At 41.0% G+C, this 16,117-nt stretch carries 14 protein-coding genes; all 14 read left to right on the top strand.

The features are described 5' to 3' along the window. Positions 1-47: 47 nt before the first annotated feature. The 14 genes from CSV68_RS04015 (at position 48) to CSV68_RS04080 (ending at position 16,114) form a co-directional block, all read left to right on the top strand. Positions 48-1,535 carry an acyl-CoA carboxylase subunit beta gene (locus CSV68_RS04015; RefSeq protein ID WP_099661581.1) on the top strand — a complete coding sequence of 496 codons (1,488 nt, stop codon included), beginning with the start codon at positions 48-50 and terminating at the stop codon, positions 1,533-1,535. A 55-nt stretch (positions 1,536-1,590) separates the two neighbouring features. Beyond that, positions 1,591-2,484 carry a ketopantoate reductase family protein gene (locus tag CSV68_RS04020; RefSeq protein ID WP_158233487.1) on the top strand — a complete coding sequence of 298 codons (894 nt, stop codon included), beginning with the start codon at positions 1,591-1,593 and terminating at the stop codon, positions 2,482-2,484. Then, the gene (locus CSV68_RS04025) at positions 2,478-2,858 is read left to right on the top strand and encodes a DUF3397 family protein (protein WP_158232985.1); all 381 of its coding nucleotides are present in this window, start codon (positions 2,478-2,480) and stop codon (positions 2,856-2,858) included. Before CSV68_RS04020 ends, CSV68_RS04025 begins: the two co-directional genes overlap by 7 nt. Before the next feature lie 84 nt (positions 2,859-2,942). Continuing rightward, positions 2,943-4,559, top strand: a complete 1,617-nt coding sequence (gene bshC, locus CSV68_RS04030) for a bacillithiol biosynthesis cysteine-adding enzyme BshC (protein WP_158233488.1) — start codon at positions 2,943-2,945, stop codon at positions 4,557-4,559. Between the two features lie 505 nt (positions 4,560-5,064). Then, positions 5,065-5,496 (top strand): division/cell wall cluster transcriptional repressor MraZ, encoded by a 432-nt coding sequence (gene mraZ, locus CSV68_RS04035; protein ID WP_099633092.1) that lies wholly within the window; start codon positions 5,065-5,067, stop codon positions 5,494-5,496. A gap of 17 nt (positions 5,497-5,513) precedes the next feature. Continuing rightward, positions 5,514-6,446 (top strand): 16S rRNA (cytosine(1402)-N(4))-methyltransferase RsmH, encoded by a 933-nt coding sequence (gene rsmH, locus CSV68_RS04040; protein WP_099633093.1) that lies wholly within the window; start codon positions 5,514-5,516, stop codon positions 6,444-6,446. 17 nt (positions 6,447-6,463) lie between these two features. After that, positions 6,464-6,835 carry a cell division protein FtsL gene (gene ftsL, locus CSV68_RS04045; protein WP_099633094.1) on the top strand — a complete coding sequence of 124 codons (372 nt, stop codon included), beginning with the start codon at positions 6,464-6,466 and terminating at the stop codon, positions 6,833-6,835. Between the two features lie 32 nt (positions 6,836-6,867). Beyond that, the gene (locus tag CSV68_RS04050) at positions 6,868-9,057 is read left to right on the top strand and encodes a penicillin-binding protein (RefSeq protein ID WP_233192856.1); all 2,190 of its coding nucleotides are present in this window, start codon (positions 6,868-6,870) and stop codon (positions 9,055-9,057) included. Between the two features lie 72 nt (positions 9,058-9,129). Next, on the top strand, positions 9,130-11,025 hold the full coding sequence (locus tag CSV68_RS04055; protein ID WP_099633310.1) for a penicillin-binding transpeptidase domain-containing protein: 1,896 nt from the start codon (positions 9,130-9,132) through the stop codon (positions 11,023-11,025). A 46-nt stretch (positions 11,026-11,071) separates the two neighbouring features. Further along, complete coding sequence (mraY, locus tag CSV68_RS04060) at positions 11,072-12,043, top strand: phospho-N-acetylmuramoyl-pentapeptide-transferase (RefSeq protein WP_099633096.1); 972 nt, start codon at positions 11,072-11,074, stop codon at positions 12,041-12,043. Further along, positions 12,044-13,393 carry a UDP-N-acetylmuramoyl-L-alanine--D-glutamate ligase gene (gene murD, locus CSV68_RS04065; protein WP_099661519.1) on the top strand — a complete coding sequence of 450 codons (1,350 nt, stop codon included), beginning with the start codon at positions 12,044-12,046 and terminating at the stop codon, positions 13,391-13,393. 57 nt (positions 13,394-13,450) lie between these two features. Continuing rightward, positions 13,451-14,539, top strand: coding sequence for a putative lipid II flippase FtsW (gene ftsW / locus CSV68_RS04070; RefSeq protein WP_099633098.1), 1,089 nt, complete (start codon positions 13,451-13,453; stop codon positions 14,537-14,539). Between the two features lie 14 nt (positions 14,540-14,553). Next, positions 14,554-15,414 (top strand): cell division protein FtsQ/DivIB, encoded by an 861-nt coding sequence (locus CSV68_RS04075; protein ID WP_158233489.1) that lies wholly within the window; start codon positions 14,554-14,556, stop codon positions 15,412-15,414. Beyond that, a complete protein-coding gene (locus tag CSV68_RS04080; protein WP_233190376.1) occupies positions 15,389-16,114 on the top strand; it encodes a DUF881 domain-containing protein in 726 nt (241 codons plus the stop codon). The genes CSV68_RS04075 and CSV68_RS04080 overlap by 26 nt, the downstream gene beginning before the upstream one ends. Positions 16,115-16,117: the final 3 nt, after the last annotated feature.

The raw sequence follows: 16,117 nt of genomic DNA on the forward strand, positions 1-16,117 counted from the left end.
CAAAGACAGCGTATAATGAAAAACTGCAAGAACTCACTGCTGATGTGATGGCGGGTGGTGCAGAAAAGTATCATGAAAAATTAGAACAACAAGGTAAGTTATTCGTCAGAGAACGGTTACGTCTTTTATTTGATGAAGGTAAATATGCCGAGGATGGTAAATTTGCGAACTGCGAAGCTAAAGATTTACCGGCAGATGGAGTAGTTACAGCTACGGGGAAAATCGATGGTCAAACAGTGTGTGTCATGGCTAACGACTCTACAGTTAAAGCGGGATCTTGGGGTGCGAGAACAGTAGAAAAGATTATCCGTATCCAAGAAACGGCTGAAAAGCTTCGTGTGCCATTACTTTATCTAGTGGATTCTGCAGGTGCACGTATTACAGATCAGCTAGACATGTTCCCGAATCGTCGTGGAGCTGGCCGCATATTCCATAATCAAGTGCGCTTATCGGGTGTCATCCCACAAGTTTGTCTTCTATTTGGGCCCTCGGCAGCAGGCGGTGCCTATATTCCGGCCTTCTGTGATATTGTCATTATGGTAGAAGGCAACGCCTCGATGTATTTAGGTTCACCACGGATGGCTGAAAAAGTCATAGGTGAGAAAGTAACACTGGAAGAAATGGGTGGGGCACGCATGCATTGTACAGTAAGTGGCTGTGGTGACGTGCTAGTAGATACTGAGGAGCATGCAATTTTAGAAGCTCGTAAATATCTCTCCTACTTCCCTGGGAATTTTGAAGCGTCTGCGAAATTTGCAGAACCACGCGAGGTGAAGCAAGGGCGTTCATTGGAAGAAATCATTCCCGAAAACCAGAATGCTCCATTTGATATGCATGAGGCAATCGATCAATTAGTGGATGACAATTCCCTTTTTGAAATCAAAAAGTTGTTTGCATCGGAAGTCATAACGACTCTTGCGCGTATTGACGGACGTCCTGTAGGGATCATTGCGAATCAGCCCAAAGTTAAGGGGGGCGTGCTGTTTGTGGACTCAGCGGATAAGGTAACGAAGTTCATTACATTATGTGATGCATTCTCTATTCCGTTGTTGTTCCTTGCAGATGTGCCGGGGTTCATGATTGGGACGAAAGTGGAAAGACAAGGAATTATCCGACATGGTGCGAAGTTAATTATGGCAATGAGCTCCGCTACTGTACCGAAGATTTCAGTCGTTGTACGTAAAGCATACGGAGCGGGCTTGTACGCAATGGCTGGTCCTGCATTCGAGCCAGATGTCTGTATCGCGTTGCCAACTGCGCAAATCGCCGTCATGGGTCCTGAAGCAGCTGTCAATGCGGTATACTCGAATAAAATCGAAGCCATTGCAGATCCGAAAGAGCGAATTGCATTTATTAAAGAAAAGCAACAAGAATATAAAAAAGAAATCGATGTCTATAAAATGGCCTCAGAATTGATCATTGATGAAGTGGTTGCGCCTCATAATCTACGGTCCGTGCTTGCTGAGAGATTTAGTTATTATGAAACGAAACAAATTACGAATTCTTCGAGAAAACATCCTGTCTATCCTGTATAATAAAACGTACCAACAGAGACGCCTTCACTGGGTCTCTTTTTTAAGGAGGAAAACTATGCGATTTGTAGTGGTAGGAGCGGGATCTATTGGATTATTGATCGGTTCTTATTTAGCTCAACACCAAGCAAATGTCAGTTTCTGGGTAAGGCGAGAGGAACAAGCGAAGCAGTTACGTGGTGGTCTTGTGAGAAGGCCAGAAAATAGTACATACGAAGTTGAATCAACAGTACATATTGAAGAGTTGCCAACAGATGCGTTATGGATTATTGCTGTGAAGTATGATGCATTGCCTATTGTACTCTCCGAAATTAGCGCTCTACCTATACAACCAAATTTATTGTTCATTCAAAATGGAATTGGACATTTGTCGCTGATTGAGCAGTATTCACTTGGGCATGTGTCATTCGCGACAGTCGAGCATGGTGCGGCAAGAATAGATGATCGGACAGTTTCACATAACGGTATTGGACCTATTAACATTGTGGAAAATGACAAAATTGCGCCAACTATACAATGGATGCAAGAAATTGACCCACAGAACTTTCCTATTACTAGGCAACAAAATGCAAAACAGTTATTATTTCGTAAAGTACTAATCAATTGTGCGATCAACCCACTGACGGCATTGTTGGAAATCAGGAATGGACAGTTATTAGACAATCCTTACTTCCAGTTGTTATTCCGCCAGTTGTGTGAGGAATTGCTCAATAACTTTGAAGAGTATAGCGATCTATTGAGCTATAAAGATATAGAAGAAGTATGCCGTAAAACAGCGGATAATCAGTCTTCTATGCTGGTAGATAGAATAAAAGGACGGAATATGGAAATTGAAACTATTTTAACAGCAGTGTTGAAAGAAATTAATCAAAAAGGTGGCAGTGCTCCGTTTTTGCAAATTCTTGAGACTGCACTGCTTGGAATAAACAGGAGTGAATGTGGAGGATGTTGACGAATATACTCGGAGCGTTATTATTGTTCCCTTTTATTATTTTAGTTGTATTAATTATTGTTGCAAAAAAAATAGGATTACCTAAGAAAAAGAGAGTCGGATGGGCGGTAGACTGGACTACGCCGTTTATGGTTCTTACCGTTTTAATTTTGATTCGTGCGATTTGGGATGTTTGGGTACCTATCTTGTTAATCGGAGTATTGTGTTTGATTGCTATCGGATTTGCAGTTATAGAACGATCTAGGGAAAAAGAATTTCGTACATCTTGGGTGTTACGTCGAACATGGCGAGCGTATTTTCTACTCTTAACAGTAGCTTACTTTTTACTGTTTATTGTTGGAATTACGGTACAAATCATCCGCTACGTGAACTAATGAGTACTCATAAGCGTATCTATTCAACCTATTCGGAGGAGATGATATACTTGCGGTAGTATGGTACATAAAGGAGTTTGTGAGATGGACTTGGACACAATGGAGTTGCCAAAAAAGAATAAATTGATGGAAGCGTATCGTCACGATCCACAATTTTTCCATAGATTTTTTGAATATGAAATGACAACTGTAGGGTATGAAGACAGAGCAGAAGAATTACAGCGACGTTCTTTTCAAAGAGAGCAGCTAGCTGCTGCGGTAGAAAATTATATGTTGCCATTTGGAATATCAGACTTGGCTGCTCAGTATATACAAGAGCTGTCTAAAGATGCGTTGGTAGTGATTGGCGGACAGCAAGCGGGGGTTTTAACAGGGCCTTTATATTCTGTTCACAAAGCTATATCCGTAATATTATTGGCACAAAAACAACGAGAATTACTCAGGAAACCTGTAGTCCCAGTTTTTTGGATTGCTGGGGAAGATCATGATATCAATGAAATCAATCATACATATACTGCAAAGGCAGGAAAAGCGATCAAACGGCAGTTTAAACAACCTACCATTTTAAAAACGATGGCTTCAGACACGTATTATGATCAAAAGGAAATGACCGCGTACATTAAGAAGATTTTTAAAAGCTATGGAGAGACATCTTATACGCAAAAATTATTGCATGATGTGCTGCAAACGGTAGAACAACAACAGAATTTCACGAATTTTTTCACTGCACTGATGAATGAACTATTTACTGAGCATGGATTATTATTTATGGACGCCGCTTATAAACCATTGCGTCAATTGGAATCGCCTTATTTCTCACAGATGATTGAAAACTCAGAAGCCATAGCGAAAAGCATTTACTATACAGAACAACAGCTTCACGCTTACGGCTATGCAAAACCAATTGAATCGGAAGAGCAAGACGCCAATCTGTTTTATGTTCATGATACAGGCAGGGTAATACTCCGAAGAAAAGATGGCAAATTTGTCAATGAGCAAGCAGGAGTAACTTTTACAGAACAAGAAATGCATTATCTTGCAAAAAACGAGCCTTGGTTGCTAAGTAACAACGTAGCTACAAGACCTATTATGCAAGATCTCGTGTTCCCTGTTTTAGCATTTGTCGGTGGACCTGGTGAAATTGCCTATTGGTCTTTATTGAAAGAAGCATTTCAAATCATGGGAATTCATATGCCGGTAATCGTACCAAGGCTTTCCATTACTTTGGTCAACAGACAAGTCCAGGAAGCACTAAAGCTTACGGATATTACAATAAACCAAGTAATGAATCATGAACTACCGGAACTTCTGGAGAAATGGTTAGAGCAACAACGAGATGAACAATTCGATCGTTTGTTGACAGAAACGAAGAGTCAATTACAAACGCAATATGAACAGTTGCAGTCCCACCTAGAAGCAACAGATCCAGGACTCATTCAATTACTTAGTAAAAACTTACAATTCCATAATAGTCAGTTCGATTATTTACTGAAGAAAAAAGAGCAGACGATTTTGCTTAAGCATCACGTGCAATACGAGCGTTTTCATGTGATTTCAGAACAGCTATTTCCAGAAGGTTCCCTGCAGGAGCGTCTCTACTCGCCATACTTTTATATGAACCAGTTCGGTGAAGGGTTGATTGACGAGTTACTACAACAACCTTATACGTTTAATGGATCGCATCAGCTAGTCTATTTATAAGAAACCACTTAAACCCGTCATTCGTTCTATGAATGGCGGGCTTTGTTTGTGTGTAAAAGATTCTTTTGTAGATTTTTTCTGGGAGTTGAATCTCTTTCGTTGCACTTCATGTTATAAAGCGAAGAAAAGGTTGATGTTTTTTATGGGTGAACTGGATCTAAAAACAAACGTACATAAGTTTAAATACAACACTATATCCCATACTAACTTCAGTAAGTGATCTGTTGCTCACCCTCGCTTTCCCTGCTGACTTGAATCATCACTAACAGGAGCTTCTAGCCTTCCGTACTTACCAGTTGACTCTCCGATTGTTTCTGGAAAATGTTGAAAGATAATAACTAGAGAAAATTGCGAAAAAAGTGGTTTTTTCGGGATACGGGCGAGAAAGTAAATCAGAAAGAAGTACTATTGACACATTTTAAAAAATATGCGAAGAAAAATGGCATAGTGGGTGGAGGAAAGTGGGGGGATGTGGTACATTATTTCATACAGTGGGGTGAATTATATGTTCATGGGTGAGTATCAGCATTCAATCGATATGAAAGGTCGACTGATCGTTCCTTCTAAATTTCGGGAGCTATTAGCAGAAGGCTTTATTTTAACCCGTGGACTGGATAATTGCTTGTTTGGATATCCACTGGATGAATGGCAAAAGCTTGAAGAAAAATTGAAAGCGTTGCCGGTTACAAAAAGAGATGCTCGTGCATTTACTCGTTTTTTCTTCTCAGGAGCATGCGAAGCAAGTTTGGATAAGCAGGGGAGAGTCAATATACCTGCAAACTTACTAGAATTCGCAAAGATTGAAAAGGACTGTATGATTATCGGTGTATCCAGCCGGATTGAAATCTGGTCTGCAGAACTGTGGGAAGCGTATTACGAGGAGTCAGAGGAATCATTCAATGACATTGCAGAAAACCTTATTGATTTTGAATTTTGAAAGCAGGCGGAATAACCATGTTTAACCACACAACAGTATTACTGCATGAAGCCGTCGAAGGCTTGAATGTAAAAGAAAACGGCATTTATGTGGATTGCACACTTGGTGGTGCAGGTCACAGTGAAGAAATTGCCAAACTACTTTCATCTGAAGGACAACTAATCTGCTTCGACCAAGATATGACAGCAATTGAAGCAGCGCAAAAAAAACTAGCGAACTTTACAGCACAAGTACACTTCGTACATGCCAACTTTAAAGACTTGAAAAATGAATTAGCAAAATTGGGAATCTCTCATGTAGATGGAATTTTATATGACCTAGGAGTTTCTTCTCCGCAATTGGATACACCTGAGCGAGGCTTCAGTTACCATCATGATGCACCGTTGGACATGCGTATGGATACATCTGCGCCATTGACAGCTTATGAAGTAGTCAATGAATGGTCGTATTCAGATTTGGTCAGAATATTCTTCCGCTATGGTGAAGAGAAGTTCTCAAAGCAAATCGTTCGTAAAATTGAAGAAGCACGCGCCAATGCGCCTATACGTACAACGGGAGAACTAGCTGAGCTTATTAAAACAGGTATTCCAGCAGCAGCCAGAAGAACTGGAGGCCACCCTGCTAAACGTGTTTTCCAAGCGATCCGAATTGCGGTCAATGATGAGTTGGGAGCAGCTGAACAATCTTTAACTGATGCGCTTACATTATTACGTGAAAATGGTCGGATTAGCGTCATTACGTTCCATTCACTTGAAGACCGCTTATGTAAAACTATTTTCAAGGAAGCTTCTTCTATGCCGGAATTGCCGCCAAACTTACCTATTATACCTGAGGGCATGGATCCAGATTTTCGTCTTATTACACGAAAGCCGATCATCCCTACAGATGAAGAAATAGAACATAATAAACGTGCCAGATCAGCGAAGTTACGAATTATAGAGAGAAAATAGAAAAGGGGAAACGAGCCATGGGACTAGAACAACGGAACTTAAATACGTCACAGACACCGGAGATCGAACAACATACAGACCAAAACCAGCCACAGGTTGTGCGCCGTGTGAAAAAACGTTTTTCTAAGGGCGAAAAGATATTGTTCACTTTATTTGCAGCATTTACAATCGGATCTTCATCTATGCTCTTACAGACACATTCTGATATAAACGCTGTAAATAAAGAAGTGCAGTTGATGAATACTGAAATTGAAAATACTGCCAAACAGAATAATGAATTGTCCATTCAAGTGAGTGACAAATCCACTTACGAACGTATTTGGAAAAAAGCACAAGAGAATGGTTTGAACCTTAACGAAGGTAACGTAAAGGTCGTACCTGGACGATGAAGAAGTTTCGCTTTCAATGGGGAGCCTTTCTAATGTTTGTAGTATTCGGAGGGCTCTTTTTCATATTATTCGGCAGAATTCTTTTTATTCAGATGACGGGCCAAGTAGATGGTAAAGAATTAGCGAAGATCGCTTCTAACCAATATGAAAGAAATGCAGTTTTACAAGCAAGTCGCGGGGCAATTGTAGATCGAAATGATGTGCCGATAGCATCGGATACATTAAGCTACCATGTGGTGGCTGTAGTGAACGAAGCTGCAAGTAAAAACAGCAAAAAGAAATATCACGTAGTCGATTATAAAGAAACGGCGAAAGTTTTAGCGAAGTATTTGCCGCTAAAAGAACGTGAAATTTACGATAAAATGAAAAATGCTAGAGAAGGCGCATGGCAAATTGAGTTTGGTCGTGCAGGCAAAGATCTTAATCGCGAAACGATGATGAAAATGAAGGAAGAACTCGATAGGAAAAAATTATCGGGTATTTTGTTTGTAGAAGGTAAAAAACGATTCTATCCTAACGGTCGATTTGCTTCTTACTTAGTGGGCTTTGCCCAGAAAGAAGAATTGGAAAACAACTTAACCGTTACCAAAGGGAAAATGGGGCTTGAAAAAACGTATAACAAGCAACTAACAGGTGTCGACGGAAAAGTGAATTACCAATCAGATGGTTGGGGGTATTTATTGCCCACCGCAAGCAAACAAATTGAAGAACCTCAAGATGGTCAAACGATTAAACTTACATTAGATAAGACAATTAGTAACTTCGTAGAAGAAGCGATGGATCAAGTTGAAGAAGAATATTCTCCGAAGAAAATGCTAGTTCTTGTGTCTAATCCTAAAACGGGTGAAATCCTGGCCATGAGTCAACGGCCGACGTTTAACCCAATGACGCGAGAAGGTTTGACAGAAAACTGGTTGAATGATGCAGTTGAGCAGACGATTGAACCAGGGTCTCCTATGAAAATGTTCACACTGGCTGCGGCGGTGGAAGAAGGTAAATGGGAGCCGGATGAATATTTTAAATCTGGATCGTATCGAATCTACGACCGAGTGATTAGAGATGTGAAAGTGGATGGCTGGGGCACGATTACTTTCATGGAAGGATTGCAACGTTCCTCTAACGTGGGAATGGCATACTTACTAGAAAGAATAGGCGATCAGAAATTCATTGAATACGTTCATAAATTTGGTTTTGGCAAACAAACTGGAATCGATTTGCCAAATGAAGCGCCAGGTGTTGTGCTAGATAATTATCCGGCTGAACGATTGACTACTTCCTATGGACAAGGATCTACAGTTACACCACTACAGATGATCCAAGCCGCTTCAGCTATCGCGAATAACGGTGTGATGATGAAACCATATGTGATCGACCAAATCATTGATCCGAATACGAACAAAGTGTTGGAGAACCATGAACCTGAAGAAAACGGCACACCAATCTCCGCAGCGACGGCTAAAGAAGTGCGTGAAATACTTGCGACAACAGTGACTTCAGAAAATGGTACTGCACAAAAGTATCATCTGGAAAATTACGCAGTAGGCGGTAAAACCGGTACAGCCGAACTTCCTAAAACAGAAGGAAAAGGGTATATGTCTGGCTCCGGGAACTACTTATACTCGTTCCTTGGAATGGCGCCGATTGATGACCCACAGCTCCTAGTTTATGTAACTGTTCAGCAACCTGAACTAAAAGCAGGAGAACTAGGGTCTGACCCTGTATCGAAAGTCTTTAATCCGATTATGGAAAACAGCTTGAAATATTTGAACATAGCGCCAGATGATGAACAAGTGATTCCCGTGAAAAAAGTTGGGGATTATGAAGGAGAAGATGCAGAAACGGCTGCTTCTCTAGCAGTCGAGGACGGCTTCCAAACTGTGTTAATCGGTGAAGGCGGCAAAGTAACTAAACAAATACCAAAAGCTGACACGAAATTAACGGAGGACTCAATTGTTTTATTGGAAACAAAAGGGGATACGACATTCCCAGATATGACAGGTTGGTCTAAAAAAATGGTGCTCTCATTTACAAACCTTTCAAAGTTGGATATTCGAATCAACGGTGAAGGGTATGTGATTGGACAAAGCGTAACGGAAGGAACGTTAGTAAACAAGAAAGATCCGATTGTCGTTGAGCTTCGGACGCCTGAGCAGCAGTATAATAAAAAGAAAAGTAATGAAGATAAAGAAGAGAACGAAGAGGAGCAAATCATGGGCGGCTAATGTATAGCGTACGATTTCACAGCATACCTTAATAGAAAAAAAGGTAGTGAGTCATTGCGTTCATTTATTGATATGCAGTCAAAAAAACGTTTACGTGCAGCCTTCTTGTGCTTTCTTATCTGTCTATTACTCGTTATAGGAAAACTATTCCACGTCCAAATCATCAAGCATGAATGGCTAAAAGAAAAAGCAGAAGAAAATTGGGATATTGAAATACCTTTTGGCGCTATGCGTGGAAATATTACAGACCGAAATGGTAAATTGATCGTTGGTAATAAACTAGCGCCTACACTGTATTTCATGCCAGCTCAAAATCCTGACATTTCCAACGACATACCTGCAATTGCCAAAATCCTTAACATGCCGCCAGAAAAGTTGGAAGAAAAGCTTAAGAAAAAAACATATATGGTGAAATTAGCTCCGGAAGGAAAAAACATCACGAAGGAGCAGGGGGATGAGATTACGAAACTGCAAGTAGCCGGCTTGTATGTAGGTGTCGATTTCGTCCGCCATTATCCATACGATGATCTGTTGGCACGTTTGATTGGTTTTACCGGCTATGACGGCAACGGCTTGGCAGGTATTGAGTATGCGTATGATGAGATTCTGAACGGAACAGGGGACAAAGTGCGACTGTTCACTGATGCTAAAGGAATTGCATTACCCCATGTAGAGGATAGCTTCGAACACGGAAAAGACGGCTCGACCTTGGAACTGACTATCGATCTGAAAATGCACCAAATTGTAGAGCGTGAACTGATCCAGGCGATGGAGAAATATGATGCAACACAGGCTCTTGCTATTATAATGAATCCAAAAACAGGAGAATTATTATCGCTAGCATCCGTACCTGGATTTGATCCACGTGAATACCAATCAGCGGATTCCACTATCTATAACCGGAATTTGCCTGTATGGATGACATACGAGCCAGGTTCCACATTCAAAATTCTGACATTGGCAGCAAGTTTGGAAGAAGACGTCATCGATTTGGAGAATGAAAGTTTTTATGACCCTGGTTACAAAGTCGTTGCAAACGCCAGATTACGATGCTGGAAACGAGAAGGTCATAAAGATCAAACATTTTTGGAAGTTGTAGAAAATTCATGTAACCCTGGATTCATTACGATGGGTCAGCGACTTGGTAGTGAAAGATTAGATCGCTATATTCGTGAATTCGGCTTCGGAAGCTCAACAGAATCAGGCATTGCTGGAGAATCGAAAGGTATTTTGTTTTCCAAGGAAGCATTTGGTCCGGTTGAACAGGCAACCACTTCGTTTGGGCAAGGAATCTCTGTCACCCCAATCCAACAAGTGCAAGCAGTTGCCGCAGCGATTAATGGCGGTAAACTCTATAAACCCTATATTGTAAAATCAATAAAGGACTCTGAAGGTAAGACAATAAAAGAATTTGAACCTGAATTGAAAAGACAAGTAATCAGCGAAGAAACATCAGCTAAAGTGCGTTACGCGCTTGAATCCGTTGTGGCAAATGGATCAGGTCGTAATGCTTTTGCAGACGGACTACGAATAGGTGGTAAAACAGGGACAGCACAGAAAGTTGAGAATGGTCGCTACAAAGATGGTGACTATATCGTCTCCTTCATTGGTTTCGCCCCTGCAGATGACCCTGAACTACTCGTATACCTTGCTATCGATAGTCCAAAGAACTCTATTCAATTCGGAGGCGTCATTGCTGCACCGATTGTTGGACGGATCATTGAAGAAATTGCACCGATTGCTAACATCGAAAGAAGAAAAGAACAGTTGGAAAAAGAATACCGATGGGGGGACGCGATAACATTCCGTTCACCCGATTTACTTGGAATGAATGAAAAAGAATTGCTGTCTCAAAATTATACGTTCAAAATGAAGTGGCATGGAAAAGGTAAGAAAGTGATTCGACAGTTACCCGCTCCCAATACTTTGATGACGGTAGAGGACACCATTCATTTGTACACAGAATAAGCAGTACTTCATTGCCACGCAATTGATAGTAGAAGGAGAACTTAACATGACACTCGGCACTACAGTAACGATAATCGCTGTTTCATTTTTCGTATCAGCGATTATCGGGGTGATCATCATCCCATTACTTAGAAGGTTGAAATTTGGTCAAAGCATACGGGAAGAGGGTCCGCAAGCGCATTTGAAGAAAGCAGGCACTCCCACGATGGGCGGGCTCATCTTCCTTCTTTCCATATTAATTTCAACACTCACTTTATCTTACATAAACGACACATTAACTACTCATACGATTGTGTTATTGATCGTGCTGATCGGTTTCGGAATCATCGGCTTCCTAGATGACTTTATTATCATCGTCGCGAAACGCAACTTAGGATTGACATCACTTCAGAAATTAATCGGACAGATCATCATTGCGATCGTTGCCTTTTTCTTACTGAAACTCGGACCATTCGAAACGACGGTAATGATTCCTTTCACGGAATTTGGAATAGATCTAGGTGTGTTTTATGTGGCATTTTTGGTCTTTTGGCTTGTAGGTTTTTCAAATGCAGTCAACTTAACGGATGGATTGGATGGTCTCGTTGGAGGTACATCGACTATCGCATTCTCTGCATTCGGAGTATTTGCTTTAGCGTATGAGCAAAACGATATCGCGTTATTCGCATTCGTTGTAGCGGGCGCAATGCTTGGGTTTTTGTTATTTAATATTAAACCTGCGAAAGTATTTATGGGAGACACAGGTTCATTGGCATTAGGCGGTGCGCTCGCTATGATTTCAGTATTGATTAAACAGGAATTACTGTTGTTGATCATCGGAATTGTATTCGTAGTCGAAACGCTTTCTGTCATCATTCAAGTTATCAGCTTTAAATTGACTGGAAAACGTGTCTTTAAAATGAGTCCCATTCATCATCACTTTGAATTATCAGGCTGGTCTGAATGGAAAGTAGTGATTGTGTTCTGGGGTGTGGCATTGCTTGCTGCCCTTGTACCGGTCTTTTTGGAGGTCATGTAGATGAAGAATACAGAACAATTCATAGGGAAAAAAGTACTTGTAGTCGGTCTAGCGAAAAGTGGAGTGGCAGCAGCAGGTTTACTTCAACGTCTAGGTGCGGAAGTGGTAGTCAACGACTCTAAGCCGCTAGAAGGAAATGAAGAGGCAATAGAGCTTCAAACTCAAGGAATTGAAGTCATTGGTGGAGGGCATCCAAGTGATTTACTAGAACGAAATTTTGACTTCATCGTGAAAAATCCAGGGATCCCTTATAGCAATTCATTAATAGCTAGTGCTGTGGAACGAAAAATCCCGATTTGGACCGAAGTGGAACTGGCAGGTATTCTCAGTGAAGCACCGATTATAGCCATTACGGGTTCAAACGGTAAGACCACAACCACTACATTGCTTTATCACATGCTCAATATGGCAAAGAAAAAACCGTTGATAGCTGGCAATATTGGCACTGTATCTTGTACAGTGGCAGAAAAAGCGCATGCGAATGAAGTAATTGTACTTGAAGCCTCTTCGTTCCAATTAGCCGGAACGGAAAGCTTTGCTCCGCGCATTGCAATTTTTACGAATTTATATGAAGCGCATTTAGATTATCATGGGTCGATGAAAGAATACTTGGATGCGAAGTTGCAAGTGGCTCGCAATCAAACTTCGGAAGAATACCTGATTTTTAATGCGGATCAAAAGCTCATTAAAGAAGCAATAGAATCATTCGAATCTCAAAAAGTTCCTTTCTCAGTACACGGAAAAACTAGAGAGGGTATTTCAGCAGATGAAGAATGGATTTATTGGTTAGGGGAACCTTTCATAGAAATTAAGCATATTAAATTACCGGGCCGTCACAATTTAGAGAATATCTTATCCGCAACAGCGGCAGCCATCTTGTCAGGGTGTGAAAAAACAGCGATAGAAAATGTATTGAGTTCTTTCACTGGTGTTCGCCATCGCATGCAATTTGTCCGTGAAGCGAAGAGCCGTACAATATACAATGACTCAAAAGCGACTAATACATTAGCGACGAAAAGTGCACTTTCCTCATTTAAGATGCCAATCGTCTTGATTGCAGGCGGACTGGACAGAGGTCATTCGTTTGAAGAATTACGGCCTTATATGAAAAATGTCCGTGCTGTCGTGACGATAGGGGAGACAGCAGAGCGTTTTGCAGAGTTTGCAATATCCTGTGGTGTGACAGAGACGGCCCAGGCATCTACTATGCAGGAAGCTGTGCAGAAGGCGTATGCGTGTAGCTGTGAAGATGATGTAATTTTATTATCGCCGAGCTGTGCAAGTTGGGATCAATACAAAAGTTTTGAAATTCGGGGCGACGAATTTATTGATGCAGTAATGAAGTTGTAAATTCTTTGTAATAGTTGGAGAGTAAAATGAAGAACTGACTGATTAATTTGAGGAAGGATGCGAACGCTGGAGAGAACCTACCGAATAATCTTTTTAACAACCGCCTTACTATTGTCGCTGATTGGATTAGTGTTTGTGCAATCGGCAGGATCTTATTGGGGAGAAGTGCATTATCAAGATTCTTCTCCATTTATCGTCAAGCAAGGCATTTATATGATTATTTCTTTGGCTGTTGCGTATGTGCTGGTCAAAAGTCCGTTAACATCACATCCTAAATTCTGGACCTATTGTTATATAGCTTCGATCCTCATGTTGGTAGCGGTATTAATCCCAGGTATTGGAGCGGTGCGAAACGGATCTCAAAGCTGGATTGCGTTCGGTCCAATCAGTTTGCAACCAGCGGAATTCGTAAAGGTAGCGTTGCTTGGGAAATTAGCAAGCGGTATGAAGAAACATAAAGACAAGTCTTGGCAATGGCAGCATTTCGCTTGGATATTATTACCGGCAACTTTAATCATGTTGCAACCTGACCTTGGCTCTGCCGTCATCATGATAGTATCTGCTTTTGTCATTCTTTTCTTAGCGGGCTATCCATTGTCATTCTTTATCTTTCTTTTCGTCTCAGGACTCGGTGCTTTTATCGCACTCATTCTAGCTGCACCGTATCGTTTGGATCGAATTAAGTCCTACATTGATCCGTGGAATGATCCTCTCGGTACAGGGTTTCAAAGTATTCAATCGTTATTTGCAATTGCCCCTGGTGGATTATTTGGTCATGGCTTCGGGAATAGTCGTCAAAAGTTTTTGTACTTGCCTGAACCTCAAAATGATTTTATCTTTTCCATCATCGCAGAAGAGATCGGCTTTATCGGAGCGGCATCTATCGTGTTGCTGTTTATCTTGTTATTCGCTTCTGCATTCGGTATAGCGATTCGACTGAACAACTGGAATTCGTTTTTAATTGTCACCGGTATGGTGTCCATGATTACTTTCCAAACATTTTTAAATATGGGAGTCGTCTCAGGTTTGCTTCCTGTGACAGGAGTGACGTTGCCTTTCATTAGTTACGGAGGGTCCTCGCTGTTGACCACGTGGCTAGCTGTTGGAACGATTCTACACTACTCTGCGAATAAAAGGGCAGGATGAAGGGAGAACAGGATGTGGAAAAAGTAATAGATATTGAAGATCGGATTCCATCCATGCGTAAAAAACGCAGAAGAAAGGCCAACATCAGCTTTCTTCTGCTCGTCGTGATATTCGTCCTTGTTCTTCTTGCCTTGTTGTATTTTCAATCTTCATTAAGTGATGTTTCAAAAATATCTATTAATGAGACTGTTTTACACGAAAGTGAGGAGTATAAAGATCAGAGTGGATTGTATAAGGGACAATCACTGTGGGGATTCCGTGCTAAAGATATTGAAAAAAATATCAAGGGGATTCCTGGTGTGAAAGATGCTAAAGTGAAACGTGATTTTTACAATGACGTTTCCATTCACGTAACGGAATGGGAACCAGTCGCTTATATAGAGAATCAAACACAATATGATCTATTGTTGGAAAATGGTGATCGCTTAGCAACGACTGATCCTGATATCCTTTCACATGCACCCATCCTAACTGGTTTTACCGATCCTGAAGTGACGGAACGAATGATCAATCAATTACAAGAGATGGATAGTACAGTTTTTGAACTCCTCTCAGAGCTTCGTTATCAAGAAGAAGATAAAATTGACGTATTTATGAGTGATGGATATGAAGTACATGCAGTGATTTTAGGTTTTGCTGATAAAATGTCCTACTATCCAGATATCATTGCTCAATTGCCTAAAGAAGAAAAAGGCGTGCTAGACATCGAAATTGGCGTGTACTTTAAAACATATACAGATTTCTACAAAGAACCAGTACCGATAGATGTGGAGCTTCCACAGCCTACTGAAGGGTCAAACGTAACAAAGGGCAAACCGGTCGAAGTAGAAATGAATAAGGAGGAAAAAAGTGAGCAAGAAACTGAAGAAAACTAGAGAGAAGCGCGGCAAGCAACTAGTGTTTTCCATCGTATTTCTAGTATTGGGCTTCATGCTTGCATTTTCCTATCGAACTATTGGCAGTAAGCAACAAGTGCTGGATTCAGAGCAAACCAATTTATTTCAGCAAGAGGAACAGTATCGCGCGGATTTAATCGATCAGCAAGAAAGAAACAAGGAATTGACAAATGAGTTACTCGAGAAACAACAACAAGTGCATTCGTATGAACAAGACTTCTCCGATAAAGAAAAGAATCATGCGGTTCTTGTAGAAAAAGCACGAGATTTACGATTATTGCTTGGAGATATTCCGTCAAAAGGTGCGGGGGTCAAAGTGACACTCGAAGATGCGGATTATGATCCTTCAGTACAAAACCCGAATGATTATATCGTCCATGAAAGTCACGTCTTACGTGTAATCAATGAATTGAAAATCGCAGGTGCGCAAGGAATGACGATCAACGGGCAACGGATTAATTCGAATTCGTACATAAAATGTACAGGCCCTGTTATTATGGTTGATGGTAGAACGTTTCCAGCACCTTTTATTATAGAAGCAGTAGGGGATCCGAAAGTGCTTTCTCCGGCGCTACATTTAAAGGGCAGTGTCATAGATGGCTTGTTGCGAGATAATATCGTCGTCACACTAGAAGAAATGAAGGAAGTTCAACTGCCTGCGATTCGTGACGAAGTATGATGG

Origin of the sequence: Sporosarcina sp. P29, from assembly GCF_002743265.1 — a bacterium.
Classification (GTDB): domain Bacteria; phylum Bacillota; class Bacilli; order Bacillales_A; family Planococcaceae; genus Sporosarcina.